The organism is Nocardia sp. NPDC051463, assembly GCF_040681975.1.
Taxonomy (GTDB): domain Bacteria; phylum Actinomycetota; class Actinomycetes; order Mycobacteriales; family Mycobacteriaceae; genus Nocardia.
The window spans coordinates 234,894-261,452 of sequence record NZ_JBFBAB010000005.1 but is presented as its reverse complement, the minus strand read 5'-3'; the positions used below and the strand labels follow the sequence as shown (position 1 = coordinate 261,452).

24 protein-coding genes and 1 pseudogene are annotated in these 26,559 nt (G+C 64.8%); 6 read left to right on the top strand and 19 right to left on the bottom strand.

Annotation, left to right across the window (positions count from 1 at the left end):
• Nucleotides 1-8: 8 nt before the first annotated feature.
• Nucleotides 9-356: a hypothetical protein gene (locus AB0M74_RS11020; protein ID WP_364904679.1), complete on the bottom strand. Its 348-nt coding sequence runs from the start codon at nt 354-356 to the stop codon at nt 9-11.
• A 781-nt stretch (nt 357-1,137) separates the two neighbouring features.
• On the opposite strand from AB0M74_RS11020, the gene AB0M74_RS11015 reads away from it, so the two are divergent.
• Nucleotides 1,138-1,524 carry a hypothetical protein gene (locus AB0M74_RS11015; protein WP_364904677.1) on the top strand — a complete coding sequence of 129 codons (387 nt, stop codon included), beginning with the start codon at nt 1,138-1,140 and terminating at the stop codon, nt 1,522-1,524.
• A gap of 18 nt (nt 1,525-1,542) precedes the next feature.
• On the opposite strand, the gene AB0M74_RS11010 is transcribed toward AB0M74_RS11015, so the two are convergent.
• Nucleotides 1,543-1,692: a hypothetical protein gene (locus AB0M74_RS11010; RefSeq protein ID WP_364904674.1), complete on the bottom strand. Its 150-nt coding sequence runs from the start codon at nt 1,690-1,692 to the stop codon at nt 1,543-1,545.
• 151 nt (nt 1,693-1,843) lie between these two features.
• Between AB0M74_RS11010 and AB0M74_RS11005 the strand changes: the two genes are divergently transcribed.
• Nucleotides 1,844-2,662 (top strand): alpha/beta hydrolase, encoded by an 819-nt coding sequence (locus AB0M74_RS11005; RefSeq protein ID WP_364904671.1) that lies wholly within the window; start codon nt 1,844-1,846, stop codon nt 2,660-2,662.
• Between the two features lie 70 nt (nt 2,663-2,732).
• Nucleotides 2,733-3,899, top strand: a complete 1,167-nt coding sequence (locus tag AB0M74_RS11000) for an AraC family transcriptional regulator ligand-binding domain-containing protein (protein WP_364904669.1) — start codon at nt 2,733-2,735, stop codon at nt 3,897-3,899.
• A 157-nt stretch (nt 3,900-4,056) separates the two neighbouring features.
• Here the strand turns inward: AB0M74_RS11000 and AB0M74_RS10995 are convergent, their stop codons facing one another.
• The gene (locus AB0M74_RS10995; protein WP_364904666.1) at nt 4,057-4,605 is read right to left on the bottom strand and encodes a hypothetical protein; all 549 of its coding nucleotides are present in this window, start codon (nt 4,603-4,605) and stop codon (nt 4,057-4,059) included.
• A gap of 2,162 nt (nt 4,606-6,767) precedes the next feature.
• Between AB0M74_RS10995 and AB0M74_RS10990 the strand changes: the two genes are divergently transcribed.
• Nucleotides 6,768-7,298: an NUDIX domain-containing protein gene (locus AB0M74_RS10990; protein WP_364904663.1), complete on the top strand. Its 531-nt coding sequence runs from the start codon at nt 6,768-6,770 to the stop codon at nt 7,296-7,298.
• A 265-nt stretch (nt 7,299-7,563) separates the two neighbouring features.
• Here AB0M74_RS10990 and AB0M74_RS10985 read toward each other — a convergent pair whose 3' ends face one another.
• The 11 genes from AB0M74_RS10985 to AB0M74_RS10935 form a co-directional block, all read right to left on the bottom strand.
• Complete coding sequence (locus tag AB0M74_RS10985) at nt 7,564-8,244, bottom strand: TIGR00266 family protein (RefSeq protein ID WP_364904660.1); 681 nt, start codon at nt 8,242-8,244, stop codon at nt 7,564-7,566.
• A 92-nt stretch (nt 8,245-8,336) separates the two neighbouring features.
• Nucleotides 8,337-8,705: an arsenate reductase family protein gene (locus tag AB0M74_RS10980; RefSeq protein WP_364904657.1), complete on the bottom strand. Its 369-nt coding sequence runs from the start codon at nt 8,703-8,705 to the stop codon at nt 8,337-8,339.
• 18 nt (nt 8,706-8,723) lie between these two features.
• Nucleotides 8,724-10,259 (bottom strand): glycosyltransferase family 39 protein, encoded by a 1,536-nt coding sequence (locus tag AB0M74_RS10975; RefSeq protein WP_364904654.1) that lies wholly within the window; start codon nt 10,257-10,259, stop codon nt 8,724-8,726.
• 138 nt (nt 10,260-10,397) lie between these two features.
• A complete protein-coding gene (locus AB0M74_RS10970; protein WP_364904837.1) occupies nt 10,398-11,792 on the bottom strand; it encodes an aspartate aminotransferase family protein in 1,395 nt (464 codons plus the stop codon).
• Entirely contained in the window at nt 11,789-12,931 is a 1,143-nt protein-coding gene (locus AB0M74_RS10965; protein WP_364904651.1) for an ABC transporter substrate-binding protein, read from the bottom strand. The genes AB0M74_RS10970 and AB0M74_RS10965 overlap by 4 nt, the downstream gene beginning before the upstream one ends.
• Entirely contained in the window at nt 12,928-13,722 is a 795-nt protein-coding gene (locus tag AB0M74_RS10960; RefSeq protein WP_364904649.1) for an ABC transporter permease subunit, read from the bottom strand. Before AB0M74_RS10960 ends, AB0M74_RS10965 begins: the two co-directional genes overlap by 4 nt.
• Nucleotides 13,719-14,678, bottom strand: a complete 960-nt coding sequence (locus AB0M74_RS10955; protein ID WP_364904646.1) for an ABC transporter ATP-binding protein — start codon at nt 14,676-14,678, stop codon at nt 13,719-13,721. Before AB0M74_RS10955 ends, AB0M74_RS10960 begins: the two co-directional genes overlap by 4 nt.
• On the bottom strand, nt 14,675-15,562 hold the full coding sequence (locus AB0M74_RS10950) for an ABC transporter permease subunit (RefSeq protein WP_364904643.1): 888 nt from the start codon (nt 15,560-15,562) through the stop codon (nt 14,675-14,677). Before AB0M74_RS10950 ends, AB0M74_RS10955 begins: the two co-directional genes overlap by 4 nt.
• A gap of 201 nt (nt 15,563-15,763) precedes the next feature.
• Nucleotides 15,764-16,801, bottom strand: a complete 1,038-nt coding sequence (locus AB0M74_RS10945; protein WP_364904641.1) for a TIGR03842 family LLM class F420-dependent oxidoreductase — start codon at nt 16,799-16,801, stop codon at nt 15,764-15,766.
• A 50-nt stretch (nt 16,802-16,851) separates the two neighbouring features.
• Nucleotides 16,852-18,273, bottom strand: a complete 1,422-nt coding sequence (gene hydA, locus AB0M74_RS10940; RefSeq protein WP_364904638.1) for a dihydropyrimidinase — start codon at nt 18,271-18,273, stop codon at nt 16,852-16,854.
• 16 nt (nt 18,274-18,289) lie between these two features.
• Nucleotides 18,290-19,129 (bottom strand): nitrilase-related carbon-nitrogen hydrolase, encoded by an 840-nt coding sequence (locus AB0M74_RS10935; RefSeq protein ID WP_364904635.1) that lies wholly within the window; start codon nt 19,127-19,129, stop codon nt 18,290-18,292.
• A gap of 122 nt (nt 19,130-19,251) precedes the next feature.
• Between AB0M74_RS10935 and AB0M74_RS10930 the strand changes: the two genes are divergently transcribed.
• Nucleotides 19,252-20,700 (top strand): aminotransferase class I/II-fold pyridoxal phosphate-dependent enzyme, encoded by a 1,449-nt coding sequence (locus AB0M74_RS10930; RefSeq protein WP_364904632.1) that lies wholly within the window; start codon nt 19,252-19,254, stop codon nt 20,698-20,700.
• 139 nt (nt 20,701-20,839) lie between these two features.
• Nucleotides 20,840-21,583, top strand: a complete 744-nt coding sequence (locus tag AB0M74_RS10925; protein WP_364904629.1) for a peptidylprolyl isomerase — start codon at nt 20,840-20,842, stop codon at nt 21,581-21,583.
• Between the two features lie 288 nt (nt 21,584-21,871).
• Here AB0M74_RS10925 and AB0M74_RS10920 read toward each other — a convergent pair whose 3' ends face one another.
• The 5 genes and pseudogenes from AB0M74_RS10920 to AB0M74_RS10900 all read right to left on the bottom strand — a co-directional run bounded on the left by AB0M74_RS10920 (nt 21,872) and on the right by AB0M74_RS10900 (nt 26,551).
• Nucleotides 21,872-23,395 (bottom strand): glycosyltransferase family 39 protein, encoded by a 1,524-nt coding sequence (locus AB0M74_RS10920; RefSeq protein ID WP_364904627.1) that lies wholly within the window; start codon nt 23,393-23,395, stop codon nt 21,872-21,874.
• The gene (locus AB0M74_RS10915) at nt 23,388-24,023 is read right to left on the bottom strand and encodes a TetR family transcriptional regulator (RefSeq protein WP_364904624.1); all 636 of its coding nucleotides are present in this window, start codon (nt 24,021-24,023) and stop codon (nt 23,388-23,390) included. The genes AB0M74_RS10920 and AB0M74_RS10915 overlap by 8 nt, the downstream gene beginning before the upstream one ends.
• A gap of 22 nt (nt 24,024-24,045) precedes the next feature.
• A pseudogene (locus AB0M74_RS10910) lies at nt 24,046-24,428 on the bottom strand (GNAT family N-acetyltransferase); the annotation flags it as partial.
• The gene (locus tag AB0M74_RS10905) at nt 24,429-25,688 is read right to left on the bottom strand and encodes a carboxylesterase family protein (protein WP_364904621.1); all 1,260 of its coding nucleotides are present in this window, start codon (nt 25,686-25,688) and stop codon (nt 24,429-24,431) included.
• A complete protein-coding gene (locus tag AB0M74_RS10900) occupies nt 25,685-26,551 on the bottom strand; it encodes a VOC family protein (RefSeq protein ID WP_364904619.1) in 867 nt (288 codons plus the stop codon). The genes AB0M74_RS10905 and AB0M74_RS10900 overlap by 4 nt, the downstream gene beginning before the upstream one ends.
• Nucleotides 26,552-26,559: the final 8 nt, after the last annotated feature.

Sequence of the window (26,559 nt, the reverse complement as noted above, 5' to 3'; positions counted from 1 at the left end):
CGCAGGGATCAACGGCACCGGGTGAACCAGGCCGTGGATTCACCCCTGCAGAGCAGTACGAGGACCGCCAGCGACAGACCGAGACCGAGAAATCCCGTCAGTGGGCCGATCGCCACCAGCCCGAGGCAGACGAAGGCTTCGACCGCAGCGAGAGCGACACCGATCACCTGGATCGGTCGACCGAAGATGCCGAAGACGAACGCAACGACGGCAAGCAACCAGGCGAAGGAATATCCGAACACCATGGCGCCCACCAATTCGACGTTCTCGGCTCGCCAAGCAATAGTCGTGAGTGCGGCCCCGAAGGCACCGAGAGACCAGGCGGCCACCTGGGCCGAACGAACGGTTTCCGGCATCCGCTGCCGACTATCGGGCTGCGAGATTCTCGCTCGTGTGAAAGGGACCCCACATTCGGCGCCGCCGCGACGATTCGATTCGTCGGGGACAGATTCGTCACTCAATGCGTACTCCTCCATTCACCGGTCAAACCCTCGACACCTGTGTGGAGCTCCCGCGAACCATAACTTCGGCGCATGTGCTCGCCGACACGACGCGCTCGAAGATTCGGGACGCAGCGCGATGTGCGATACCAACCGGGTACGCCCGGGGAATGTTCGCGCGGGTTCAGCGTCCGCTACTACGCCGCCTCAACATCGACGCCCTTACCACCCTCCCGGATTTCCGCCCGGTCCTGCCACCGGCCCGAACCCAACGCCACTTTCGGGGTTCGCACGAGTCACCGAAGGCAAGGTGCATCGGCGGGCCACCAAAAGGTCCGTGGCGAAGGCGAAGCTTCCTCATGCCGATACATCCCCGATTGAGAATTTTCAGCTCGGTGCGGTCCAGTCTGCGGCCGATTCTGTTCTCCCACATCTGGATGAACCGTTGCCTGGTATACACCCTCCTGGTCACTGGGTCGCCATTCTGATCGACCTCCCGGATGCGGGGCGCGAGCGGAGGCCGGGGCGGCTGTGCGGAGCGGGGCGAATATGCCGGGCGCGGCGGATTGCGGGGCGGGGCGGATATGGGGGACGGGGCGGCACACGGAACGTGCTGGCGATACCGCAGTCGCCCACGGCCGATCGGCCGGCACTGCGTTCGGCGGTGCGCGCGTTCCCCGCTGCCGAACCTTCTGTCATGGCCGGCATCAATGTGTTCGCAGAGCAGGAACACAATGACGACGATCGTTTACCGGGCACGGGCGATGGTCGCGTGACCCCGGCGGACATAGTGTCAGCGACGAGGAGATCGATGGATTCCTCGCGGCTGCGCCAACTGCACATGCACGGGCTGCTGCCATTCGTTCGTGGGGCTCGGAACACGACCCAAGACAGCGAGTACGTTGAGTCCGGCGGCGAGGCAGCGCCGCACGGTTTCGTCGAGAACGAACGGGTTGTTCTAGGTACTGCGGTAGTGAGTGCAGACCACGGCCATCGTCGTCGCTTGAAGGGTCTGACCGATCACCGATTCGATCGCGGCGGCGATATCTCGCCGACCGATCCGATCCTCGACTGCGGCATCTGATCTCATCTCGCCTCTGTATTACGGTTCCTGCACGTGCGGATCTGCGAACAGGCCATCAGCGACCACGCTCACGTCGGAGCCGATAACAACGCCGACACCTGTGTCAATATTGTTACGTCGCAATGTTTTTCGCACATGAAACTCCTCTACACGGGCGTTCTCGTCCATGTGAGGAATGGGCTACGCGTCCTAATTCGAATCACCAACCGCTCGAGCAGGCGGCGGCTCGCCCCTGAGGGAGCGCGCTTACCCGAGAGGTAATCGACTTCATGATCAGAAGCCGCAACGATGTTGCGGTACCTGATGATTGGAGAAACCGATGCCCTACTTCGAATCGCACGACGGCACCACGCTGCATTACCAGGACTGGGGCACCGGGCAGCCGGTGCTGTTCATGGCCGGTGGGTGGTTGTGCAGTACCTCGTGGGAACTTCAGATGCTGCCGCTGTCGAAGCAGGGCTTGCGGTGCCTGTCCTACGACCGGCGTGGGCACGGCAAGTCCGACTGGGTCGGGCACGGGTACGACTACGACACCCTGGCCGAGGATCTGGCTGCCTTCCTGGAGCATCTCGATCTGCGCGCGGTCACCGTGGTCGCACATTCGATGGCGGGCGGTGAACTCATCAGGTACCTGACGCGGCACGGCAGCGACCGGATCAGCCGGATCGCGCTGGTCTCGGTAACCATGCCGTTCCTCGCACAGGCCGACGACAATCCGAACGGCGTGGCCAAGGCCGTCTTCGACGCGGTGGGCGCGGCCCGCGCCGCCGACCGTCCGCTGTGGATGGAGCTGAACGCCCAGGCGTTCTTCGCGACGCATCTGGGCAACCAGGTGTCCTCCGCGCGAATCGCGTGGATGGCGCAGAAGTGCATGGACTGTTCGCTGCTGGCGGCGGACGAGATCATGCAGACGATCTACAACTCAGATTTCCGGGACGAGTTGCACGCGATTACGCTGCCTACGCTGGTCATTCACGGGGACGCCGATGCCTCGGCACCCATCGACCTGTGCGGACGGGTAATCAAGGATCTTGTCCCCGGCAATATCTACAAGGAATACCCGGCCACCGGGCACGGCATCATGATCTCGCACGCCGCGCAGCTCAACGCCGACATCGTCGATTTCATCAAAGCGTGAGATCAGCCGAGCGTGAGCGCCTCGGTCCTGGTGGCGGACAGTCCGATCATGCCACCTTGACGCCACATTCGTGCGTGACCGCGCCAGGGATCTGACCCGCCTGCCGGTCTGGCACTGCACGATCGATGCGAAGAAGCAGAAAATCACTGGCCTTAGCGACGACATAATCATCCTGCGCGAGGTGAAACTCGTTCCCGTTCCAGATCGGAAGTCAACAGGGGTTGTGGCCGGGACAATTGCGAACAAGAATTCGGGTATGGAGACGTTCGACAGCGTCCTCATGTCCAGGTTTGTGCTCGGAGCTGTACCGTTGGATTACTCGCATAGGCGGTCTCTGGCTGAGCAGTCCGACGTGCCGGGATGGAGGCTCGACGCAGCCAGCTCGATGGTACCCGCCGATCGCTACCTGCGATTATGGGAAGTTCTCGAACACATGGTCGAGAATAGTGCTGTTGGGCTGGACGCGGCCGACTCGCATGTGGCGGGGCAGTTCGGATTGACCGATTACCTGTTTCTGACGGCGCCCACGCCTGCTGAAGGATTCGCTGTGACCGAGCAATACATGACGGCCTTGACAACCAATCATGTCGTCACCGTCGTCGATGGCCCAGAGGAGGAACTGACCGTAGACGTCTCGTTGATCAACGGTGAAGGCCGAGGCCGTGACCTGGCCATACAAGCCGCGATCGGCGTCGTGATCACGAAGGCTCGCCACGTCACCGGGCATGAGATCAATGCGGTGAGCGTCCGTTTCCAGCAGGAGTCTCCGCCCAGATATTCACGCTTCCGTGAGCTTTTCGGAACTGATCGAGTCGATTTCGGCGCTGTCACCAACCGCATTACCTTCCGAACAGCTGACCTCATCCTCCCGTCTCGCTCGGCCGATCCGATGATGGCAGCTGTCGTGTTGCGGGACGCTGACGCGAAACTGCATCCTGTGGCCGTGACCTGGCGCGACCGTCTCCATGTCGAGTTGCTCAGGTTGCTCGGCGAAGGCCCGGTCAACGTAGACCATCTGGCTCGGCGCCTACTCACCAGCCGCCGTAGCCTCCAGCGGCGACTTTCCGAGGAAGGAACGTCGTGGAGAAACGAACTCGATCGAGCACGGAAAGCTCATTTGCAGACTATGGGCGGCTCGATGGCCAGCAAATACGAGGTCGCACGCAGCCTCGGATACTCCGATGTGCGTTCTGTTGATCGAGCTTATAGGCGTTGGCCTTCTTTGGAGTGCGGGTGACGTTGACATACAGTGTCCAGTAGCGCTCGCTGGAAATGCGTGCACTTGCGAGTTTCTGAGAATCTACTGGTCGAACGGTGGCGACCGCAGTACCGATGGCGCTATTTCTAAGAGACATCGAGCATCGCGCCTTAACGAATGAACGCGTATATAAAGTTCACCTCATCCCGCTGGCCGATTCACCTGCCTGTATTCTGGCAGAACCCAGTGGCAGCCGGAGATTCCGCGCTTTTATTTCTTTTACCATTTCCGAGTAGCCCTCGATAGCCTCGCCTGTGTGGAACCAAGCTTCATGCCGAACTTCCTCATCCCTCGCACGCAGCACTAACCACCATGCTTCGGCATAGGCTCTGGCGATGTGCGCGATCACCTCGCCCAAGGAGTGCGTGTGCTTACGTGCGCTTTTCGGTCGCGGCAAATAGCGCGCTGCCCACTCATCGATCTCCTCTACAACTCGACCGATCGCATGCCGAATTTGCCCACAGTCGGAGCCTGTCGGTTGTACCGGCGTGCCGCATTGAGAAGGTATCAATGCGGCATGCAGGTCGCTCAGCTCGCGCGCCCACTCACTGAGTGGTGACATGCTGCTGGGATGACCAGCGATCGCTCGGAACAGCTGCCCGGACTCCGGCAGGGGCACCGCGTCGTCCACCAGACCCAGCGCGCTAGCTTGCTCGACATCCGGTAGACCTGTGTTCAGGTACATCGCTTACCGCCTCTCCCAGCACATTCCCACGCCGTGGTCTGAGTCCCCCATCAGCTCGAGACACGCACCAGTGGAGTGTCGCGACGGTGTCGTGGCCGATTGTTATCGTCGACCGTTCCCGATCGCGTCATCTTCCCCGTGACGCACGCCGCTCCGGCACACACGGATGGCTCGGCATGCCCCATGAGGCGAGCCAGCTCTCGTCTGCGCTCGATCAACGGCAACACCCGCAAGTGACGGCTCCCGTTCCGCACCGTGAGCAGTACCAGCCGCAAGGTCGGATCCTCCCGGTTATCGGGGTGGGTTGGTTGTTTCCCAGCCTATGGGGTGGGAAGCCCTCGCACATCGGTAAGCCTCACCAGAACTGTGCAGACATACCTACCTACGTGCCACACCATGCTCCCTCCACCACGGAGCCGAGTGGACATCTCGCCGGCCATTGGCACGAAAAGGCACCAGAGTGGCGCATTACGCCATCGATTCGCTCGAACCCATCGTCGATTATTGATGGCAAGCGACACACAATCGAAGGACGAGCGCGATGGAAACCATCGTAGGAATACCCGAACAAATCGGCGCGTGCTGCGTGACACGGGAGGCGGCACTGCGGGCACTGTTTCGAGCGAGGTGGGGCCCCAACATCAACGGCCAGCCCGGAAACCACCTGCCGGCCCGAGCCATCGACACCAGCGCGTGCGGCCCGAACGGTATTCCCGCCTGCCGCCGCGACAGCGCTGCCGATGAACCTCACCGTTGGGTGACAAGCGATGTCTCGGAATGAATTCCGATCGATGCCGGAGCGGTGCGGTGACGAAAGTTCGACTGCTGCGGCGGTGCAGCTTCCGGAGCCCACGCAGCTGTTGCGGGCGATCTCGGGTCGCGCCGACGAGACCCCGCCGGTGAGCGCGTGGGCGCGACAACTTCGCGTCCTACATTTTGCACTATTACCGTTTCACCATGGCAACCAGAGGCAGGTGGACGGTCTTGGTTGCGAGCAATTACACGCAGAAATCGACCGGATAGTGGGCGAAATCGATGACTGGACGGCGCGAAATGTGCCCCGAACGAAAAGTGCACGCAAGCACACACATTCGTTGGGCGAGGTGATCCAGAACATGGCTCGAATCCACGCATCGGCTGGCTGGGAATTGATGCACACCGAGAACACCGAAATTCCGCAACGGACATGGCTTCAGCTGAGCGAAGCGTTCGAAGGTTACGCCGCACTGGTTCACGAAATACGCGCACGACACCTCCAGCTACCGCTGGGGTCGAGCAACATCCGGCGTGCGCGAGCCGAACGGGCCCACAGAGCCTCATCGAATTCTCGCCGATAGCCACAAGACCCGACAGGTTGATGTACCAAGGAGATAGTAATGGACCACAAAACGGAGTGCGAACTGCACCAGGATTTCATCCGCTGGACGGAGTTGGTGGACCGTGCCGCACACGCAGAGAACGATGTCGACAGGGAGAGGCCCGCACTGAGCGCCGCGGAGCTGGAGCGCAAGTGGATCTCGATTTCCCGGGAATATTGGGACACTATGCGCGACCTCCACCAAAAATTCGGGGAGGATACGTACGGATTTCCGCACGCGGTCACATCCAATACCAGCCGACGAACCAACCGAGTTGCCGCCGTCAAGCAGTCGCACAACTCATCGAATACGCGAGGACGGACCTGGCGAGCCACGCGAGCATCGTCGATGCAACCGCAGGAGACATCCTGAGGTCGGCCATTCCTGATTCGTCGGTCTCTGTGCGCGGGCCCATGCTCGGCAATCGCCACGGCAACGAAGCCGATGGCGGTTCACAATGAAGTGAAAGTCCAGACCGATGTATCAAACGATCACAGATCACAAAGAAGGAGGTATAAATGAAAAAGATGACCTGCCCGAAATGCAATAGAACGCTGGTCACCAAAACGGAACAAACCCGACGACGACACACTCACTGCCGGTAACCGTCCAATGCACGATTGGCGATTGACGATTGGAAAGTTGTGGCCGGTTGGCTCAACCCTGGCCAGACTCTCCGCACAGGAAAAATGGGAGCGGAGTAGCGGCAGTCACCGACTGCGGCACGCCCAGGTAGCCAGATACCATCACCTCGGATCCGACGCCGGCCACCGTCTATAGGCTCGATCAAAGGAATCTCGACCCGTGTCAGCTCAACCGAACTCCGAGGTCATCGCGGTCTACGACCAGGCAGGAAACGTAGTCGGCACGGCCGACCGCGCCACGGTCTATCGTGACGGAATCTGGCACGCCAGTGCTGGTGTGCTCGTTCGCTCCGGCGACGGCACGCGCATCTATGTGCACCGTCGCACCGACACCAAGATGGTGTTCGCCGGCATGCACGATTGCTTGGCCGGTGGTGTCGTCGGGCCCGGCGAAACACCCACGCAGACCGCGGTCCGCGAACTGGCCGAGGAATTGGGCATCACGCTGCCCAGGGGGACGACCCTGCCGCTGCTGCGCACGATTTCCTGGGATGGCGAATGGCACGGCAAGCCGATGCGCTGCCATCTGTTCGCCTATGAATTGCGCTACGACGGTCCCCTGCGACATCAGCCCGAAGAGATCGCCGACGGCTGGTGGTGGACCGACGCCGAACTCGCCGCCCACCTGGCCGATCCGACCTGGCCTTTCGTTCCCGACACCCGCATCCTCATCGAGGGGGTGCTGGGGTGACTCCCCTGGTCGTCCCGGCCGCCGGAGGGAGCCACCTTTACGGTGGATTCCCACGGCCGCCGGGATGACATCGGCCGCAGAAGCTGCCGCGGCAGCTCAGCCTGCGCTGCCGCTGCCGACCTTCAGGATGGATTCGAAGATCGCGGCCACGACTTGGAGCAATTCCATATTTCTTCCCTAGCTTCGTGCGGTGCGGAACGTTGACGAAGCTGGAAGTCTCGACGATGGAGATGTCCGGGAGGTAACCAGCGCGTGAAAAGCCTGCTCAGCTCGACGAGGCGACCGATCCCGCCCATGCGGCGAAAGCGCCGGGGTTACGGGTCTGCAGCAGCACCCGGCCCGGTCCGATGAAATCGAAGACGAACCCCTCACCGGATTTCAACGACTGGATCGACCGCCCGGAGACCGCGCGGCGAATGGTGAAATTCATCGCGAGGTCGTAGGCCACTACGTGTCCGGTGTCGATGGTGATCGGTTCGCCCGGCTGCAGATCAATCACGTCGATCGCGCCGAACACGCCGACCACGATCTCGCCGTCGCCGTGCGCGCGCAGCCCGAAGCCGCCCTCACCGCCGAATAGATTCGCGAAGCCGCCCCATTTGCTTTCCACCTGCACGCCATGAGAATTCGCGATCCAGCCGCCGCGGCTGATGAAGAACGGGCGGTCCGGGGTGATCTGCAGATTCAGCATGTCGCCGGGCAGCGCGGGCGCCACATCGACCCAACCACCTTGCGGGGGCGCGGTGAACGTGGAGACGAAAAACGATTCACCCGCCAGCACCGAGCGCTTCAACCCGGCCAGAATCCCGCCTTCGGCCTTGGCCTGCAACGTGACTCCCGCCGAATGCGCGACCATTGCGCCGCTTTCGACCCGCATCGGCTCGCCACCCGCGAGGAAGCATCGCGCGACGGTCGACGCGGGATTGTGACGCAGTTGTACCTTCATATTCGCCGACCCTACCGCCTCCCGACGACAGCCGCGGGGCGGGATACACGCCCGTCAGGGCGGCCGATCCCGCCGTCACACCGTCGTCGGTGTCACTCCAACGATCGCAGGGCGGCGTCGTCTCGCGCGACCACGCCACCACCGTCCGGGGTCAGCACGATCGGCCGCTGGATCAGCGTCGGATTCGCGGCGAGCGCCTCGATCCAGCGTTCCCGGTCGGCCGGATCGCGGCCCCATCCGGACATGCCGAGTTCCTTGGCGATCTGCTCGCCGGTGCGGGTGATGTCCCACGGCTCGGCGCCGAGTCGCCCCAGTACGGCGCGCACTTCCTCGGCCGTCGGCGGATCGTCGAGGTAACGCCGGACCGTGTACTCGACGCCGGCCTGATCGAGGAACGCGGTGGCATTGCGGCTCTTGGTGCACCGCGGGTTGTGCCAGATCTCGGTCTGTCCTGAAGTCATGGACGCACACTATCGCCTTCATAGATGCATCCAGACCGGCCACACCTGTGACCACGGGTGGCGTAGTCCGGTGCACTTCCAGATGGTGACGTTCCGGGTGTTGCCCTCGTATCCGAGTCTGCTGTCGACCTTGCCCACAGGTGCTATCTGATCGAAGTTCCAGCGCAGGAAGGCCTCGTTGACACCGACGGCGAGTACCACGGTGGCCGAGTCGGGCGGCGTGCCGAAGTAGCCGTAGCCGCGGCTCGGGCTGTAGATCGGGGGCAGTCGGTCACGGGCGAATTGGTCCAATGCACTTGCCTGCCAATAGGTATCGGTCACCACGATGGCGCCGGCCTGTTCGTCGGGAGTCAGCGAGTCGTAGGCGTCGCTGACCGCCGTCGTCAGCTCCGGCCAGCCGAACTCGCCGTAAACGCCGATATTGATCATCGCCTCGGCGTCGTCGGCGGGCGGATCGACGTGTGCAGCGTCTTGCCATGGAGTCGACATCAGCACGTAGGCCGCCGCCACCGCGGCGAGCGCGATGCCGCCCCCTGCCAGCCAGCGGCGCGGCACGAGACGCAGCCGCCCGGCCAGTTCGGCGAGCCCGACAGCGCCCGCCGCGAGCACGACGCCGTACATTCCGGCCACGTAGTAGATGCGGCCGCCGATCGCGAGGAAGATCGCGACCAGCAAAAGCAGGCTCACCCCGAGGAACCGGTAGGGACGCAGCGAGACGTGCCACAGCAGGGCACCCACGCCGTAGACCAGCAGGACCGCGCCCAGGTATCCCGCTGAGAGCAGGGCGAGCGGCACGAACATCACCCGGCCACCGAGAATCCCCTGTTCACCACTGATCACCGTGCCCATTTCCAGTTGCGGCCAGTCGTGCCGCGCCTGCCAGATCAGCGTCGGCACCGTCACGACGACCACGATCAGCCCGCCGAGCCACAGCAGCGGCCGCCGCACCAGCTCGCGCGGCCCGAACGCCAGCGCGCTGACCGCGACGACGATCCAGAAGAACGGGATCAGCCACTTCACCTGCATATCGACCGCGGTCACCAACGCCGCGCACAGCAGCAGCCGGTCGCGTCGCGTGCGTACCCACCGCACCACCAGCCAGGTGATGATCACCCACAGCACGGTGTCGACGGCATTGGTGGTGAGCATTTTGCCCTGCAACAGCAAGAACGGCGAGGTGGCGTAGGCGACGGCGGCGAACAGTTGCGCGCCGCGACCGCCGCCGAGCTCGCGAGCGATCATCGCGCACAGCACAATCCCCAGCACGGTGAGCGCGACCACCGGCAGCCGCAACACGAAATAGGACCCGGGCGCGATGGTGTCCATCAGCCGGGCCAGCATCGGCAGCACCGGACCTTGATCGGCATAACCGAAAGACAGTCGCCGTCCCGCGGCGAGGAAGTAGAGCTCGTCACCGAAGTAGTCGTAGCGGCTGATGGAAAACAGCAGCACACCCGCCGAAACCGCGGCAACGACGGCGATGCCCGTGGTCGCCGGAGTTGGGCGCGCTTCGAGCGCGGTGTCGAGCACGTGACGATCTTCGGTGTCGGCCACGCCAGCTCCTGACGGAGTTCCCAGTCGGATGCCTCGAATGTAGCGGGAAACGCCCGTCGGGGTGTTCACCGGACGGGCAAGTCCGGTGCGTGGCGTCCGCGCGGGGTCGTGGTGGCCTCGACCCCGCATCGACAATCGTCAGGATGCGCCGACGTATTCGTCGGCCACCTCCAGCACCTCGTCCACGATCTCCAGGCCGGTCCGGATTTCGTCCGCCGAGGTGGTGAGCGGCGGTGCGATCTGAAAACGATTGCCCGCATTGAACGGCCACAGTCCGCGCGCCTTCGCGGCGGCGGTCACCCGAGTCATCGGCTCGGCGGCCTCGCCCGCAGCCGCGAACGGGATCAGCGGCTGCCGGGTATCCGGGTCGCGCACCAATTCCAGCGCCCAGAAGAAGCCGAGGCCGCGCACCTCACCAACGCTCGGATGACGAGTGGCCAACTCTGCCAAACCTTTTCCGAGCACGTCAGATCCCACCGACCGCACATGGTCGAGAATGCCGTCACGCTCGAATACCTCGATCGAGGCGATCCCTGCCGCGCAGGCCAACGGATGACCCGCGTAGGTGAGCCCGCCGGGGTACACCTGGTCGTCGTAGCGCTGCGCGATCCGCTCGGCGATCAGCACACCGCCGAGCGGGACATAGCCGGAGTTCACGCCCTTGGCGAAGGTGATGATGTCGGGCTCGACCCCGAACGCCTGTACCGCGAACCACTCCCCGACCCGACCGAAGCCGACCATTACTTCGTCGGCGATGTAGACGATGCCGAATTCGTCGCACAGCGCGCGTACCCCGGCCAGATAGCCGGGCGGCGGGACGAGGACACCGTTGGTGCCGACCACCGTCTCCAAGATCAGACCCGCGATGTGCTGCGGGCCCTCCAACTCGATCACCTGACGCAGATGCTTCAGCGCCGCGGCGGTCTCCGCTTCAGGACTGCTCGTGTCCCACGGTGATCGGTAGGGGTAAGGCCCGAAGAATCGCACCACGTCGACATTGGTCGGCTCCGCGCCCCAGCGCCGCGGCTCACCGGTCAGGCCGATGGCGACACCCGTGCCGCCGTGATAGGAGCGGTAGGCGGCGAGCATCTTGGTGCGGCCGGTGAAGCTGCGCGCCAACCGCACCGCGTGCTCGACGGCCTCCGCACCGCCGGTGGTGAACAGCACGCGGTTCAACTCACCGGGTGCGCGTTCGACGATCAGCCCGGCCAATTCGCTGCGCGCTTGATTACCGACCGTCGGCGAGATGGTCGCTAGTTTCTGGGCCTGCGCAATGATCGCAGCGATCATATCCGGATGCTGGTGGCCGATGTTCACGTTCACCAGCTGGGAGGAGAAGTCGAGATATCGCTTGCCGGAGTCGTCCCAGAACCACGAACCCGACGCACCGGTGATCGGTGTCGGATTCGCGCCCCCCTGCGCCATCCACGGATAGAAGACGTGATCGGTAGTCATCTCCGGTCGCTCCGCTCTTGCCCTTCGGCATCCATCGCTCGATCGTCGGCGCTCGGCTCCGGCCGACGCTCCACCTATTTACCGCCCTCGGTCAACGTCACCTGACTCGGCGCGAAACTCAGGCCGGTGATGTCGATCCCGCCGGACTTCAGCAAGTCCAGCGCTTTCGTAACGTACTCGTTGGTGAAGGCACCGTCGTCGGGATCCGTCTTCAGGACCGTGGCACCCTCTTGGTTACGGGTTTCCTTGGCAATCTTCACGGTGCGCTCCCAGGCGACCTGATCGATGAGCCCGACGCCGGCGGGTGCGGGCCAGATCAATTTGTTCACCTCGTTGATCTGCCACTGCTGGTGCGTCGCACCCAGCGTGCTGCCCGCGGCGACAGTGATGTCACGGCACTTGTCGACATTGTCGCGGCAGAAGACCCAACCCTTCAGCGAGGCCGCGATGAACTTCACCGTCTGGTCCTGATACTTGGCATCCTTCAGCTTTTCGGTGTTCGCCCAGATCGCGTCCTGGAGCATGGCGACGCCCTCGTCGTTCCAGTCGATCGCGGCGAAATCTTCTGCGGTGTAGAGCTTTCCGGTTGCCGGGTTCTTGGTCTCCAGCAGCTGCGCGTATTCGTTGTAAGACATGGCCTGTGCGGCATTGATGTCCTTGGCGAGGAAGGCATTCATATCGAATTGTTGCTGGACCAGCTTGACGTCCTTGGCCGGGTCGATGCCCGCCTTGGTCATGCCGGCGAACAGCTCGAACTCATTGCCGTAACCCCAGTTGCCGACGATCTTGCCGCGCAGCGCCGCCGGTCCAAAGATATTATCGGACTTGAAGGAGACCTGTTTGGTGCCCGAACGCTGGAAGACCTGGGCGACATCGGTGATGCCCGCACCGGCCTCGCGTGATGCCAGCGCCTTCGGCACCCAGGCAATGGCGTAATCGGCCTGGCCCTGAGCGAGTACGGTCTGCGGCACGATGTCGGTGCCCCCGTCGAGGATCTCGACCGACAGGCCCTGTTCCTTATAGAAGCCCTGATCGACCGCCGCCAGATAGCCTGCGAACTGCCCCTGCTTGAACCACTGCAGTTGCAGGCGGACCTTCGTCAGTCCGTCGACGGTCGTCGTCGAGCCGTTTTCGGTGGTACTGCAGCCGGTCAGCGCCGCGGCGACCAGCGCTGCCAGCGCTAGACAGGCGCGCAATCGTTTGGGGGTGGGTGTCATTTCGCTCTCCAAAAGGTGTTGCGGGGTCGTCGGGTGAGTTGTTCGAGCAGCAGGACCGCGGCCAGGAAGATCAGGCCGACGAGCATGGCGCCCGCCACATAAGCCCAGGCCCTCGGATATGCGGTATTGGCCGCGGCCGAGGTGATCCGGCTGCCGAGGCCGTTCTGCAGACCGCCGAAGTATTCGGCGATGATCGCGGCTATCACCGCACCCGGCGCAGCGATGCGCAGACCGGTGAACAGATACGGCATGGCCGCGGGCAGCCGAACGGTCCGGGTGATCTGCCAGCCGCCCGCCGCGTAGGAGGTCATCAGGTCCGACTGGACCTGCGGAACCTGACGCAGTCCGCGCGCGGTGCTGACGAACATCGGAAAAAACACCACGATGGTGACGACGATGCGGCGGGGGGTGTCGGTGGTGGTGGAGTACATCGAATTGAGCAATGGCGCGAGCGCGACGATGGGGACCGCCGCCGCTGCGGCCGCCAGGGGCGTGAGTAGACCATCGACCAGCCGGAAGCGCACGGCCAGCATCGCGGCGGCGATGCCGAGCGCCGCGCCGAGCAGCAATCCGATGAGCGCGTTCTTGCCGGTCGCGCTCGCGGCGTCGACGATGCGACCGAAGTTGTCGGTGAACTCGCGCGCGATGGCGGTCGGCGCGGGGAGTAGGAACGAGGGCACGCCTGCGGCGACGGTCAGCAATTGCCACAGCGCCAGACCACCGACACCGAACACCAAGGGCGGCAACGCCGTCCGCAGCGGTAGCGCACCGGCTGAGAGCGCCGCTTTCATCGCGGGTCCCTTCCGACCACCGCGGCGTCGGCGCCGTGACCCTCGCGCAATGCCGCGCGGACCGCCGCTACCGCATCGAAAAACGCGGTGCTGGAACGGACATCGTCCCCGGCCGCGGCGAGGTCGCGGCCCCAGCCATCGGTCGCGACGACGTCGGTGATGCGACCGGGGCGTGGTGACATGACCACCACCCGATCGGAAAGGAACACGGCCTCGGGGATCGAGTGCGTCACAAAAACCACAGCCGCACCGGTCTCACCGGCAATCCGCAGCAGCTCACCCTGCATTCGTTCACGCGTCATCTCGTCGAGCGCACCGAACGGTTCGTCCATCAGCAGCAGCGACGGCTTACGGGCCAGCGCCCGCGCGATCGCGACGCGTTGTTGCATGCCGCCCGACAGCTCCGCGGGGTAACGGCGCGCGAAATCGGTCAGCCCGGCCATGTCGAGCAGTTCCGCACTGCGGGTCCGACGCTCGGCCTTCGGCACCTTGTGCAACTCCATCGGCAATTCGACATTCGCCTGCACCGTGCGCCAATCCAGCAACCCCGCCTGTTGGAAGGCGATGCCGTAATCCTGGTCGATTCGGGCTTGCCGTGCGGTCTTGCCGTGCACCGCGACGGTGCCGCTGCTGGGTTGCTCGAGATCCGCGATGATCCGCAGCAGCGTCGACTTGCCGCAGCCGGATGGGCCGATCAACGAGACGAATTCGCCCGCGGCCACAGTCAGCGACACATTCGACAGCGCGGTGACAGCACCGGCGGCGAAGATTTTGCCGACATGTGCCAGGGAGACGGCTGCCACCGACTCGACAGCGCCCACCGCACCAGCCGGGCAATCGACTGTCGTGCTCAGGTCCCCGGCCTCGGCCGCTCCGTGCTGCGGCAGGGCACCATCCGACGCAGCCTCCGGCGAGGTTGCACCGTCCGCTGCTTCCCGGTCTGCCTTGGCGATCAACGGGTACCTCCTGAAGAGCTGCGCGCCCCGATCGGGCGGCTGTAACGACGTAATACGAACTCGGCCAAGCCGACCACGGCGGTGACCGCAACGCCGAGCAGGGCGGCGGCGAAGACAGCCGCGTACAACCGCGAGGCATCCCCGGTGGCCTGCTGCGCAAATACGATGATCTGACGACCGATACCGCCCGCGGTCCCCGTCGATATCTCCGCGACCACCGCACCGATCACCGAGGCCGCCGCTGCCAACCGCAGTGCGGGAAGGAAATGCGGCACCGCAGCAGGAAATCGCAAGTGCACCAAGGTCTTCCACCAACTCGCCGAGTAACTGTGCAGCAACTCCACCGAAGCCTTCGGCGGGGCCTGCAAACCTCGCAGCATGCCGACCGCGACCGGGAAGAAAGCGAGGTACGCGGCGATCACCGCGATGCTCATCCACGGCTGCCACGGCTCGCCCGCGATGACGATCTTGCCGCCCCACCCCGCGACGAGGGGAGCCAAGGCGATCAGTGGAACCGTCTGCGAGACAATGATGTACGGCAGCAGCCCGCGCTCGACAAAAGCGTAACGTTGCATCACCACGGCCAGCGCCACCCCGACGACAGTGCCGAGCAACAGCGCCAGCAGTGCCAGTTCGAAGGTGAATCCTGCTGTTCGCCACAGCGTTCCACCCACTGTGCCGGTACCGTCCTTTTCTCCGAGCACGGTGATCACCGACCACACATGAGGCAGGGCGGCATCGCTGGTGCGCGGCAATATCCGTTGATCGCCGATGCGCACGCCGCCTTCGGGCACTGCGAACTTCACCAGTTCCCACAGTCCGACAACCAGCATCAGCACGCCGATCGCGTACCCGGCCCGCCGTGCCCGCCATGCCACACTCATCGTGCACCCACCGACACCAGCATCGGCAGGGCATCCCGCTCCGGGAGCCCACAGAGCGCGTTCGGAGGAAACCGCCACTGTCGAGTCGTCATCGCGCCTCCACCGACACTGTCGCGCTTTGCGTGGCATGCTCGGCGAGCCTGCGCCGAATCAGCTCGACGCACGCTGCCGCGAGTGCCGCGGCAGCGGCTATCTGGGCGATCACTCGGCCGCCGCGGTCGCGGTGACGTGGTGCGCGATACGCGCAATGACCGACTCGCCATAGGCTTCCAGCGTCGCGGTCTTCGCGTCGTGCTGGAGGTAGACCGCGAACTGATCGACGCCGAGCTTCTCGAGTTCACGTAAACGGGCGACTTGATCGTCGGGCGTGCCGATCAGGCAGAAGCGATCCACAATGGCGTCCGGCACGAAATCGGCATGGGTGTTGCCCGCCCTGCCGTGCAGGTTGTAGTCGTAGCCCTGCCTGCCCGCGATGTATTCGGTCAGGGCGGCCGGAATATCGCCGCCGGTCCCGTATTTCGTGACGATGTCGGCAACATGGTTGCCGACCATGCCGCCGAACCAGCGGCATTGCTCACGTGCGTGGGCGGTCGCGGCCTCGGAGCCGTCGGTGACATAAGCGGGTGCGGCCACACAGATTTTGACCGCGCTGGGATCACGCCCGACTCGCTCGGCCGCCGCCCGCACCCGGGCGATGGTCCACGCGGTGATGTCCGGATCGGCCAGTTGCAGGATGAAGCCGTCGGCTACCTCGCCGGTCAGGTCGAGGGCGCGCGGACCGTAGCCGGCCACCCACACCTCGAGCCGTGAGGCGCCCGCCCAGGGAAAGCGCACCACGGTGTCACCGACACGAGCGCTGCGACCGTTGCCGAGTTCCCTGATCACCGCGATCGCTTCCCGCAGGGTGGCCAGGGTGGCCGGCCTGCCACCCAGCGTCCGCACCGCCGAATCGCCACGGCCGATACCGCAGACGGTCCGGTTGCCGAACATGTCGTTGAGCGTCGCGAAGGTGGACGCTGTCACCGTCCAATCTCGGGTGGCCGGATTCGTCACCATCGGACCGACGACTACTTTGCGGGTGGCGGCGAGGATCTGGCTGTAGATGACGTACGGCTCCTGCCACAGCAGATGCGAGTCGAAGGTCCACACGTGTGAGAATCCATGCGTCTCGGCCTGTCTGGCCAGCTCGACCACCCGCGAGGCCGGGGGTGTGCATTGCAGCACCACGCCGATGTCCATTATGCGGCACTCTCCGTTTCGAATCAGGTGCGTCGTGTTGCGGACGCGCGTCAGATCAGGTTTTGCGACAGCTCGCGGATGATGAACCGACCGTGCCCCTTACGGCCGAGGTATTCGCCGCGATCGATGACCACCCGGCCGCGCGAGAGCACCGTGTCGACATGGCCATCGATCTCGAAGCCCTCCCAGGCCGAGTGGTCCATGTTCATGTGATGGGTCTTGCCGAAACCGATGCTGGTGTGCCCGTTCGGGTCGTAGATCACGATGTCGGCATCGGCGCCCGGGCTGATGACTCCCTTGCGCGGATACATGCCGAACATTCGGGCCGGAGTGGTGCAGCAGACCTCCACCCAGCGTTCCCGCGAGATCCAGCCGTTCTTCACGCCCTGGAACATCAGATCCATCCGGTGTTCCACGCCGCCGATCCCATTGGGGATCTTGCTGAAATCTCCGACGCCGAGCTCCTTCTGGTCCTTCATGCAGAACGGACAGTGGTCGGTGCTGACGGAGCTGACGTCACCGGTGCGGATATACCGCCACAGCTCGTCCTGATGCCCCTCGGCGCGCGACCGCAGCGGCGTCGAGCACACCCACTTCGCACCTTCGAAACCCGCTGCACCCAAATGTTCTTCGAGTGAGAGGTACAGATACTGCGGACACGTTTCGCCGAAGACGTTCTGCCCGTTGCCGCGTGCGGTGGCGATCTGTTCCATCGCCTGCTTGGCCGAGACGTGCACGACATACAGTGGCGCGCCGGTCAACTGGGCGAGCATGATTGCCCGGTGGGTGGCCTCCTCCTCCATCTGCCACGGCCGTGAGACACCGTGGAAGTACGGCGAGGTCTGGCCGCGGGCGAGCGCCTGCTCGACGAGCACGTCGATGGCGATTCCGTTCTCCGCGTGCATCATCAGCAGCGCGCCGAGATCACCCGCCGCCTGCATCGCCCGCAGGATCTGGCCATCGGTCGAGTAGAAGACGCCGGGGTAGGCCATGAACAGCTTGAAGCTGGTGACGCCCTCGGCCACCAGTTCACTCATTCCCTTCAGTGATTCGTCGTTCACCTCGCCGATGATCTGGTGGAATCCGTAATCGATAGCGCATTGCCCCGCGGCCTTCTCGTGCCAAGCACCGAGCGTGTCCTGCACTCGCTCTCCGGGCTTCTGCACCGCGAAATCGACGATCGAGGTGGTACCGCCCCAGGCCGCGGCTGTGGTGCCGGTCTCGAAAGTGTCGGACGCCTCGGTGCCACCGAAGGGCAGTTGCATATGGGTGTGCCCATCGACACCGCCGGGGATCACATATTTGCCGGTGGCGTCGATCACGACGTCCGCGGATTGCGTGAGGTCGGCGCCCAACGCGGTCGCACCGGGTTGTAGAACGGCGATGATGGTTTCGCCGTCCACGAGCACGTCGAGCAATTGCGATCCGGTCGCCGAGACGACCGTGCCGCCGTGGATGAAGGTCTTTGTCATACGAGTCTCACCGGCCTCAGGGTGCTACCAACGGTCCATAGGAATCGGGGCGACGGTCGCGGTAGAAAGCCCACCGGTCGCGCACCGTCTTGATCAGGTCCATGTCGAGATCGCGGATGACCACTTCGGGGGCCGTGTCGGAGGCGACCTCACCGACGAACTTACCCTCGGGATCGACGAAGTAGCTGGTTCCGTAGAAATCGTCGTCGCCGTATTCGGCCTCGATGCCCACCCGGTTGATCGCGCCGATGTAGTACTCGTTGGCGACTGCGGATGCCGGCTGCTCCAATTTCCACAGATATCCCGAAAGGCCGCGCGAGGTGGCCGACGGATTGAATACGATCTCCGCGCCCGCCAAGCCCAGCGCCCGCCAGCCCTCTGGGAAATGTCGGTCGTAACAGATATAGACACCGACCTTGCCGACCGCGGTGTCGAACACCGGCCAGCCCAGGTTTCCCGGCCGAAAGTAGAACTTTTCCCAGAACCCGTTGACGTGCGGGATATGGTGCTTACGGTACTTGCCGAGATAGCTGCCGTCGGCGTCGATCACCGCCGCGGTGTTGTACAGCAGCCCGGGCTGCTCCTGCTCGTACACCGGCAACACCATGACAAGGCCCAATTCTTTTGCCAGGGCGGCGAATCGTTCCGTGGTCGGACCCGGCACCGATTCCGCATAGTCATAGAACTTCGCGTCCTGCAACTGGCAGAAGTACGGGCCGTAGAACAACTCCTGGAAGCAGATCACCTTCGCGCCCTGTGCGGCGGCCTGACGCGCATAGTCCTCGTGCACTTTGATCATGGACTCTTTGTCGCCCGTCCAGTTCGTCTGGACGAGCGCCGCTCGAACGATTCCCATGCTTTGTTATACTTCACTCTGATCCAATTCGGTTGTGTTACAAGATTGCGGAAACAGTTTCGTGGCCGTAAACCTCGATGCCGAAGATGGTTGCGGTCCGGTGTCCGAAGCAGAATGAGCGTGTGACAATCGAGCCCGCGACAACATCCCGCGCATCGAACAACAGCGCGGCGACCGCTCCGGCCGTTGTCTCACCGGCCGAGTTCACCGCGGATCTCGACGATCGCACCCCGGCGGGCATCGCCGCCGTCGTGAGCCGCCGGATCCGTTCCGGCGCACTTCAACCCGGCTCCCGACTGCCCACCGTCCGCGAAGTCGCCAGAGAGCTACGGGTATCACCTTCTACGGTGAACCAGGCCTGGCGGGCGCTGGCCGCGACCGGGGCGATCGTCGCCCGCGGACGAGCAGGCACCTTCGTCGGTCAACCCGAAACCGTACGGCACACCATCGTGACCGGCCGTTACCAGCGCCTGTACCCACCGACAGACAGTGCGTTCCGTGTCGATCTGTCCCGCGGCACCCCCGATCCGGATCTGCTCCCCGATCTCGCCGCCGCGCTGCGCGACATCGCCCGTCATGGTGACGGCGACCTGGCCGCCGACTATATGGGCGAGGCGGTGTTGCCCGACCTCGCCACCAAGGTGCGCACCGACTGGCCCTTTCGCGCCGAGCGTCTCGCCGTCCTCGACGGCGCACTCGACGCCGTCGATCGGCTGCTCACCACACACATCCGACTCGGCGATGCGGTCGCCGTCGAAGACCCGTGTTTCCCACCGTTTCTGGACCTCTTGGCCCGCATCGGCGCCCGCCCGATACCGGTTCGCATGGACGAATCCGGTTTACTACCGAGCGATCTGGCTCGCGCTGTCGGTCCGCATGCCGCCACCGCTGTGCTTCTGCAACCCCGCGCACAGAACCCGACCGGCGTTTCACTCACCTCCGGCCGGGTCCGTGAGCTGTCTGCCATCCTGCAGAACACCGCGACCCTGGTGATCGAAGACGACCACTCGGCCGGAATCGCCGCGGCCCCATTGCGCTCCCTCGGCAGCAGGCTGCCCCAGCGCACCGTGCACATCCGGTCGTTCTCGAAATCTCACGGCGCCGACCTGCGTCTCGCGGTGGTGGGTGGACCCGCCGAACTCCTTGATCCCGTCGTCGAACGTCGTATGCTCGGACCCGGCTGGACCAGCCGCCTGCTGCAACGCGTCCTGCTCAGCATGCTCGACAACGAAGATGCCATGCACGCCGTCGCCGCGGCCCGCGCCGAGTATCGAAGACGCTCGACCGAACTGCGCCGCGCGCTGTCCCGCAGCGGCATCACCATCGCCCGAAACGACGGCATCAACCTCTGGCTCCCGGTCGCAGACGAGAACGCGGCCATGATCTCGCTCGCCGCCGCGGGTATCAAGGTCGCCCCCGGGAGACCCTTCGAAGTCCGCGACCACCCCGTCTCCGACCACTTGCGCATCACCATCGCGGCCGTTACCGACAGCGATCTCGACTGGCTGACAACGGAATTGGCCGCCGCCACCACCGCCGCACCGACCTATCGGCGGGTCCGCCGGGCCTGAAAGCACGGCAACTAGGCCGGGTGCGCTCGCGGCCGATCGGCGCCGCAAAGCACCAACCTGCCACGCGCTGCGGGGTGAGATGAAATGATCGCCCGGAGCATCGTCCGGTGCGCAGACCGACAGAAGGAGATTCCGACCGGTGAGCAGCGAACTGCAGGCCCGAGAACTCGACCACATTCGGCGCAACCGGCAGCATCGCCGAATCGGCGTCCCCATGTTCGCGGTACGCCTGCTCGGCGTCCTGACCGCCGGGGCCGCGGTGGCGGTTCTCGCCGCGGGGGGCGTCTCGGCCGACACCGGGGTACGACTCGAAAAAGCAACAGGCGCGGGCTGTTCCGAGCCGGCAGCGGGCCAGCCCAACGGCAAGCAGTGGCAGGCCGAGCCCGGCATGGCCATCGATACCAGCGCCGGATACACAGCCACGCTGGAAACCACCTGCGGCACGGTGACTATCGCGCTGGAGGCCGCTCAGGCGCCGCGCACGGTCAACTCCTTCGCATTCCTGTCCGGCGAGCAGTACTTCGACCACACCAAATGCCACCGGCTGACCACCCAGGGCATCTTTGTGCTCCAGTGCGGTGATCCGACCGCCTCGGGCATGGGCGGCCCCGGCTACAAGTTTCCCGACGAGAACCTCGCGGGCGCGACCTACCCTGCGGGCACGGTCGCGATGGCGAACGCCGGACCCGGCACCAACGGCAGCCAATTCTTCCTCGTCTATCAGGACACCAGGCTGCCCGCGAACTACACGCCGTTCGGCCGGATCATCGGAGGCCTGGACGTGCTGGGCAATATCGCCGCCGCGGGTGTCCAGGACGGGTCGGGCGACGGCGCCCCTGCCACCGACGTGATTCTCGATTCGGTGACCACCGTCCGCAACTGAGTCCGAACGCCCACGAACACCGACAGCCCACCCGACCTCACGGTCGAGTGGGCTGTTCGCGTAGTGGCCGCGACTTACTGCGCGCTTCCGGACGACAGCAGGTTCATGATGGTCTTGACCAGAACCTCGGCCAGAAAATCCGATGCAGAACCGGACATGTGTGTACTCCTCATCTTCGAGCGACTTCTCGGCGGGTCGACCACCGCCCTCGAACTGAAACACGTTATGGCTTGTTCAGATCCACCAGTCCCACTGAGTGCGATCGCTATGGCCGTAGGAGGCCACGCTTCAGTCCAGGCGGAGCATGTCCGGCCACGCCTGCGACCACATCCGACGCGGCTGTTCACAACGCCAGATCGTGACGTTGCGAGTGACGCCCGGGTATCCCAGGCGAGCATCCACGCGACCGACCGGTGTCACGGTCTCGAAAATCGAGTGCAGGTCCATTTCGTCGCCGCCGACCCAGAGCACCGTCGTCGCGGCATCCGGTGGCGTACCGAAATAGCCGAAGCCGCGGTTGGGGCTGTAGATCTCAGGCAGCCCATAACGCTCGCGATCCACGTCCAGCGCACTCGCCTGCCAGTAGGAGTCGACGATGACGACCGCCTTCTCGCGCGCAGACTGCGGCAGTCCGTGGTAGGCGTCGGCGGTGGTCCGGCGCAGCTCCGGCCAGCCGAACTTGCCGTATACCGAGATCTGCAGCCCGGCCACGGCCTGACTGTCCACCGGATCGATCGTCGACTCGGATTTCACGGGCAACGAAAACACCACTACCGCAACCGAAATCGCGACGAGTGGAACGGCGACGAAGGGTCGCCAGCGTGCGGCGCTCTGCGTCCATCGCACCGCCCCTGCCGCCATGACGGCCGCGTAACAGCCAACGGCGTAGTACGGACGGCCATTGGTGATCATGAAAGCGACGGCGAGCAGGATCGGCAGCAGGCCGAGGAAGCGATACGGGCGCAACGGTTCCCAGCGAAACAGCGCCAGGACGCCCGCGACGAGCAACACCGCGCCGAACACCCCGGCCGCCGCGACGGCGAGCGGCAGCCAGGTATAGCGACCGCCGATCACGTCCTGTTCCGCGGCGACGACCGCACCGAGGCGCAGTTGCGGCCAGTCGTGACCGGCCTGCCAGATCAGGCTCGGCACGGTAGCCGCGGCCACGATTGCCGCACCCAGCCACAGCGCCGGGCGTCGCAACAGTTCTCGTGGACCACAGACCAACACACCGATCGCCACCGCGACCCAGAAGAACGGGATCAGCCATTTCACCTGCATGTCGATCGCGGTCACCACGGCCGCCCACACCAGGAGGCCGTCCTGGCGGGTGCGGACCCACCGGATCAGCAGCCAGCTGATCAGCACCCATAGCGCGGTGTCGATGGTGTTGGTGGCCAACTGGCTGCCCTGCACCAGCAGGAACGGCGAGGTCGCGTACGCGGTCGCGGTCAATAGCTGCGCGGTACGGGAGCCGCCGAACTCCCGCGCGATCTGCGCGCTGAGGAAGATCGCGGCGATCGTCACCAGCACTGCCGGAATCCGGAGTGCGATCAGCGATCCCGGTGCGATCAGATCCATCAGTCGTGCGATGGCGGGTAGCAGCGGACCCTGGTCGGCGTATCCGAAGGCGAGCCTGCGCCCGGCGGATACGAAATACAGTTCGTCACCGAAGAAGCCGTAGCGCCCGAGGGTCGCCAGCAACGCAATGGCCGACACCAGGGCGATCGCCGTGACACCCCCGAGCGCATACGGCTGCTGCGTCTCGGTTCCAGCACCTTCCCGCACCTCGCTTTCCGCCATACTAGTCATCGTCCTCCACCTTCCGCGTCGCCAAATCGAACAACCTCCTCAAATGCGCCGAGTACTTGCCCATGTCGAAATCCGGTTCCCGGATCGAGCGTCCCGCCGCGCTGTCGATGGAGTCGCGGATCGACTTGGCCATGATCACCACATCGAACGTGCCGAAAACCCCGATGTTCTGCCCCTCGCGCAGCATCTCCACCAGCGGCTGGAGCACCTCTCGCTCACCGTCCGGATTGGCGAACACCGACTTCCCTTCCGCATCACGAAGATTCACCACTACATCGGTCATCGCCGCGACGTAGTTCTTGTTCGCGTCGATGAACGCCAGATTCGAATCCACATATGCCAGAAGCCGATTGCGGGGCCCCTCGGCCGCGGCGATCACCGGAACCATGTACTCCGCGCCGGACACATACAGCTGGACAACCAACTGCATCATCAGATCGTCTTTGCCCTCGAAGTGATAGGAGATCACCCCTTTCGAGATGCCGGCATGCTTGGCGATCCGCGCCAAGGACGCCTTCCCGTACCCGACCTCCGAGATCACCTCCACTGCGGAGGCAATGATCTGCCGCCGCCGCGCCTCCTCGATAAAGGACCGCTGCTGGCCGGTCGGATTATTTTCTGGCCGCATGGCCAAATTTTAGCACGATCGGTCAGCGAGGGTGTCGCCACATCGCCCACAACGTCGAGCCGCCGCCGGCCACCCCGACCCGATCGACGACTGAGAAGCCGAAGCGCTCGTAGTAGAGAACGTGGTCCGGGTGGCCGGATTCCAAGTAAGCCGGGCACTGATCGGCGTCGCATTGATCCAGGCGATGTTGCATCAGCGCTCGCCCGTACCCGGCTCCGCGCACCTGCGGCTCGCTGCCGATCGCCGCGAGGTACCAGTGCGGCTCGGGCGGGTGGCTGCGCGTGAGGCGATGTCCACGCCGCCCGCGGCAAGGTGGTGGTGGCGTGTCATGGCCGCGAAGAAGCGAGTCAGGCCGTGTGCCCGTTTGTCCTCGCGCGACCACAACCAGGTCATGATCGGGTCGTTTCACTGGACGGCCTGACCTACGAAGTGATGGGTTGTGCCGCGCGTCCAGCCCGGATCACCATGCCGGACGAAGCCGGTCCAAGCGCCACGGACCTCAATGAGGAGTCCGGCCGGGCGCACACCGCTGAGCATCGGTGTACGGCGCCATGCCGCCGCGTGGCCGAGCAGGAACGGCAGCTCGATGCAATGGCAGGCACCGAACGGGCCTGCGCCGGGATGCCAATCGAAGCGGTACAGCCACGGTGGCTCGCCACGGTCGGTGAGCGACTTCGCCAGCTGCCGCGACGGCTCGTTGAACATCCGGTCTGTCACGGTCGCCACAGCATTCCGATCACCTGCGAAGAACGCTGCCGCCTCGTCGCGTGTGGTGCCCATGAGGATCTCGACCCGGTCCGCACCACGCCGCCCGACCGTCTCGACCGGATCGGCGGCGACTATCGTGCCGTCTGCGACGAGCTGGAACGGCGGTACCGGGTTGGTCGGGCCCGCCGTGCGGCGCGCGACCGCGCCTTGCGCTGCGAGCAACCGCGCCACCGGCACGTCGATGATCCGCTCGGCCCGGCCCGGACCGATCCCCAACTCCCGCAACAATATTCCCGCGATCTCCGATGCCACGTCGGGTGCTGCCGGGAGCATGCCGAGAGGCGCACTCTGCACGATGGCGCGGCGAAACAGACCCCGTGCACAGTTCCCGGACAGCAACGCCAGAATCGAGGTCGCGCCCGCGGATTGTCCTGCGACGGTGACCCGCTCGGGATCACCGCCGAAGGCGGAGATGTTCTCGCGCACCCAATTCAGCGCCGCGACAGTGTCCGACAGCCCCATGTTGCCCTCACACACCCCGGGCAGACGCAGGTAGCCGAGCGCGCCGAGCCGATAGTTCGCGGTCACCACCACGACTTCGCTCTGCGCCGCGAATTCCGCGCCGTCGTACCACGCCAGCCCACCCGAGCCGGTGAGGAATCCGCCGCCGTGCACGAACACCAGGACCGGATGGCCGCTGCCCGCGGGCGCCCACACGTTCAGCGACAAGCAGTCCTCCGACTGCGGTGCTGTGTCCGGCCCCATCACCCGCGCCAAGCGAGAGGGCGGCTGCGGCGCGGCCGGGCCGGGTGCGATCGCCTCGCGCACCCCCGGCCACGGCGTCGCGGCCCGCGGTGGCCCAAATCGTGTGGCACGAGCGAACGGTATGCCGAGGTAGGCGCCAACCTGTCCGTCGGAGACACCGCTAACACGGCCAGAGGCGATCTCGACGATCATCGCGCCACGAAGTACAGGCCGGCACCGTAGGCGTCACGCGCGGAGACGAAGAACCCGCCCGAGGCGGACCGCGTCTCGGTACCTGCGCTTTCCACAATCCCGCGGGCATGATGCACGTCGTCGACCTGGATGGTCATCGCAGCGAGGCAGGACCGCGCGACGAGGGATTCGCCGGGCAGTACATCCGACATGTCCGTGGCGCGAACCAGCTCCAACCGCACATCCTTTCGCTCCAGCACTGTGCGCAGACCCTCCGACCTGGAATCGGTTTCCAGCACCCGGCAATACCGCTCCACGACCGCGTCGAACTGATCGTCGGCGGCCACGATCAGCACGGCCGAGATGCCCCGGGCGCCGTTCGGGTGGTCGAGGTAGCGCGGCTGGTGCACATACCGCCTGGTGAGGTGCTGGGCGATGCCGATGTGGCCCTCGACGGTGGTGCGCGGATCGATGTGCAGGGAGCGGGCCCGCATGGTGCGGGTGCCCTCCTCGGTGTCGACATCTCGTTCCACATCGAGGACGCCCGAGGTGCGCAGCCCGGCGGCGGTCAGTGCACGGTCGACGCCCTCGGCGTTGTCGGTGTCGAAGTTGAGGATCTGGAAACCGTCGGCCATCGACTTGGTGCGCCACGGATCCGGCGCGGACTCGTCGACAATGCCGAGCAGCTCTATGTACGAGCCGCCGAACAACAGGCAAGCATTGGCCGTGCACCCCGGCTGTGGTGGCTCGCCCGGCCGCTCGCTGAGCAGGTGGCGAGAACGCGGACTCGCGGCGAAGCCGAAGGAGCGGTACGTACGTTCCAGTCCGTCGAGGTCGCGCGTCAGAATTCCGGTGTGGTGAAAGGCGTTGATGCTGTATGTCATGGGCCGAT

What these genes read in the sequence shown, in the direction of transcription:
- AB0M74_RS10985 (WP_364904660.1), bottom strand. Translation starts at nt 8,244, where the DNA reads ATGAAGGTACAACTGCGTCACAATCCCGCGTCGACCGTCGCGCGATGC.
- hydA (WP_364904638.1), bottom strand. Translation starts at nt 18,273, where the DNA reads ATGACAAAGACCTTCATCCACGGCGGCACGGTCGTCTCGGCGACCGGA.
- AB0M74_RS10950 (WP_364904643.1), bottom strand. Translation starts at nt 15,562, where the DNA reads ATGAGTGTGGCATGGCGGGCACGGCGGGCCGGGTACGCGATCGGCGTG.
- AB0M74_RS10920 (WP_364904627.1), bottom strand. Translation starts at nt 23,395, where the DNA reads ATGACTAGTATGGCGGAAAGCGAGGTGCGGGAAGGTGCTGGAACCGAG.
- AB0M74_RS10995 (WP_364904666.1), bottom strand. Translation starts at nt 4,605, where the DNA reads ATGTACCTGAACACAGGTCTACCGGATGTCGAGCAAGCTAGCGCGCTG.
- AB0M74_RS11010 (WP_364904674.1), bottom strand. Translation starts at nt 1,692, where the DNA reads ATGGACGAGAACGCCCGTGTAGAGGAGTTTCATGTGCGAAAAACATTG.
- AB0M74_RS10915 (WP_364904624.1), bottom strand. Translation starts at nt 24,023, where the DNA reads ATGCGGCCAGAAAATAATCCGACCGGCCAGCAGCGGTCCTTTATCGAG.
- AB0M74_RS10905 (WP_364904621.1), bottom strand. Translation starts at nt 25,688, where the DNA reads ATGATCGTCGAGATCGCCTCTGGCCGTGTTAGCGGTGTCTCCGACGGA.
- AB0M74_RS11020 (WP_364904679.1), bottom strand. Translation starts at nt 356, where the DNA reads ATGCCGGAAACCGTTCGTTCGGCCCAGGTGGCCGCCTGGTCTCTCGGT.
- AB0M74_RS10960 (WP_364904649.1), bottom strand. Translation starts at nt 13,722, where the DNA reads ATGAAAGCGGCGCTCTCAGCCGGTGCGCTACCGCTGCGGACGGCGTTG.
- AB0M74_RS10945 (WP_364904641.1), bottom strand. Translation starts at nt 16,801, where the DNA reads ATGGACATCGGCGTGGTGCTGCAATGCACACCCCCGGCCTCGCGGGTG.
- AB0M74_RS10980 (WP_364904657.1), bottom strand. Translation starts at nt 8,705, where the DNA reads ATGACTTCAGGACAGACCGAGATCTGGCACAACCCGCGGTGCACCAAG.
- AB0M74_RS11005 (WP_364904671.1), top strand. Translation starts at nt 1,844, where the DNA reads ATGCCCTACTTCGAATCGCACGACGGCACCACGCTGCATTACCAGGAC.
- AB0M74_RS10935 (WP_364904635.1), bottom strand. Translation starts at nt 19,129, where the DNA reads ATGGGAATCGTTCGAGCGGCGCTCGTCCAGACGAACTGGACGGGCGAC.
- AB0M74_RS10965 (WP_364904651.1), bottom strand. Translation starts at nt 12,931, where the DNA reads ATGACACCCACCCCCAAACGATTGCGCGCCTGTCTAGCGCTGGCAGCG.
- AB0M74_RS11015 (WP_364904677.1), top strand. Translation starts at nt 1,138, where the DNA reads ATGGCCGGCATCAATGTGTTCGCAGAGCAGGAACACAATGACGACGAT.
- AB0M74_RS10900 (WP_364904619.1), bottom strand. Translation starts at nt 26,551, where the DNA reads ATGACATACAGCATCAACGCCTTTCACCACACCGGAATTCTGACGCGC.